Source organism: Rhodopirellula maiorica SM1 (assembly GCF_000346295.1).
GTDB classification, from domain to species: domain Bacteria; phylum Planctomycetota; class Planctomycetia; order Pirellulales; family Pirellulaceae; genus Novipirellula; species Novipirellula maiorica.
Genome location: NZ_ANOG01000292.1, coordinates 1 through 2,072, shown reverse-complemented (window position 1 = coordinate 2,072; position 2,072 = coordinate 1). Strand labels below are relative to the sequence as shown.

At 54.9% G+C, this 2,072-nt stretch carries 1 protein-coding gene and 1 pseudogene; both read left to right on the top strand.

The features are described from left to right. Window positions 1-406 (top strand): annotated as a pseudogene (locus tag RMSM_RS09610) (hypothetical protein); the annotation flags it as partial. Between the two features lie 164 nt (window positions 407-570). Then, window positions 571-2,004 carry a phytoene desaturase family protein gene (locus tag RMSM_RS09605; protein WP_008694775.1) on the top strand — a complete coding sequence of 478 codons (1,434 nt, stop codon included), beginning with the start codon at window positions 571-573 and terminating at the stop codon, window positions 2,002-2,004. The last annotated feature ends 68 nt before the right edge of the window (window positions 2,005-2,072 follow it).

Genomic DNA, 2,072 nt, shown 5'->3' with positions numbered 1-2,072 from the left:
CCGCGTGTGTTATAGCACATTGTGGCCCAGGGACTCGTCGGCTCCGGATTGGTTTGCCGCAGTCGATTTGCCGCCGGGCGAGTCCGTCGTCACGGTGAAAATTGGCTCGGATCCACGAGACTCGCGGTGGAAAATCACCGCGACGGTGCAGAGCGACCGCGGGACCAAGCGTTTGGCGACCGTGTTGCCGGCCGAGCATGTGACCATTTTTCGCGGCACTCATGACGCGTTGCGATCCGGGATCGGTAAACAGACGGTGCGAGCAGGCAAAACAGGTTCGATCCGCTTGATCGACGATCGCTGGCTCGTCGGCAACGCCGGCGTGATGCTTTACGGGGATAAACCACCTGCAGAAAACCAAATCGGTGTGTTCGCCGAGCTGCAGCCCGATCAAGGCCCTCTCTAACGATTCGGCGTTTTGCTGTATCTTCTAAGCAGGTAGGCAGAAATCATTGGGTGAAATCCCGTTAGCCGTTTGGACGCTAGCGGCGAATAGACGGAAAGACTTCTGCCTAGCTGCCTAACGCTTGTTTCTCACATCCCCCCTTCTTTGTTTTTGCAGTTTCATCGATGGCGAAAGATTTCCTTAAAGGTGCCGCGGACGAATATGACGTGGTCGTGATTGGCAGCGGGCTTGCCGGAATGACTTCAGCCAACATCCTCGGTCGCGCCGGCCACCGCGTTCTGCTGCTCGAACAACATTACAAATTGGGTGGTTTGGCGACTTGGTTCTTGCGTCCCGGTGGCCACATCTTTGACGTTTCACTGCACGGCTTCCCTCACGGCATGATCAAATCGTGCCGCCGCTATTGGAACCGCGATATCGCCGATCGTATTGTGCAGCTGAAAAACATTCGCTTCGACAATCCTCAGTTCTCGCTGACGACCACCTTCAATCGCGAAGACTTTACGCGGTTGTTGACCACCGACTTTGGTATCGCTCCGGAAACAGTCAACGCGTTTTTTGATACCGCGCGAAGCATGAACTTCTACGACGACCAAGATTTGACGACGCGTCAACTGTTCGATCGTTTCTTTCCCGGTCGCGACGACGTGGTGCGGTTGTTGATGGAACCGATCACGTATGCCAACGGATCGACGCTCGAAGACCCCGCGATCACCTATGGGATCGTGTTCAGTAATTTTATGAGCAAGGGCGTGTTTATCTACGAAGGGGGCACCGAGGACCTCGTCGCTCGGATGAAAAAGGAACTTGAATCGAACAATGTCGACATTCGCATCCGTTGCGGGGTCGACAAGATCAACGTCAAAGACGGCAGTGTCCAATCGGTCGAAGTCAACGGGCGAACGATTCGTTGTCGCGCGGTGGTCAGCAACGCAAACCTGAAAACGACCGTCTTAAAGATGCTCGGCAGCGAAGTCTTGGACAAAGACTATGTCGAGCGAGCCGAAGAAGTGCGGCTGAACAACAGCAGCACGCAAGTCTATATGGCGCTGAAAGAAGGCGAAGAAATTGACGAATCGGGTGGCGATTTGTTCTTTACCAGCACGGCCAAAGAGTTCCGTACCGACTTGTTGTTGAGCCGCGATATCACCAGCCGTACCTTCAGTTTTTATTACCCCCGGACGCGGCCCGAGAAAAAGAAAGAGCGTTATGCAATCGTCAGCAGTACCAACGCGAATTGGTCCGACTGGGCCGACATGAGTGACGAAGAATACGCCACCAGCAAGCAAGAGCTCGTCGAATCGACGATCGATGCGTTGGAGAAATACATCCCAGGGATTCGCAACAAGATTGATCGCGCCGAAGCGGCCACGCCGCGAACATTCAATCACTACACGCGTCATGAGTTGGGCGCGAGCTTTGGCACCAAGTTCGAAGGGCTTGGCGTCAGCCGCGAACTGCCTCAGCAAGTCGGCGGCATGTTCCATGCGGGCAGTGTCGGGATCATCATGAGCGGTTGGTTGGGCGCGATCAACTACGGCGTGATCGTCAGCAACGAAGTCGACCAATTGCTGGTCAGCACCGCCAATGCGACGTAATTCTTGCGAACGAACCCCGCTTCTAAGCAGCTAGGCAGGAGTCTTTGCGTCTATTAGCGGCTTGTTAA

What these genes read in the sequence shown, in the direction of transcription:
- RMSM_RS09605 (WP_008694775.1), top strand. Translation starts at nt 571, where the DNA reads ATGGCGAAAGATTTCCTTAAAGGTGCCGCGGACGAATATGACGTGGTC.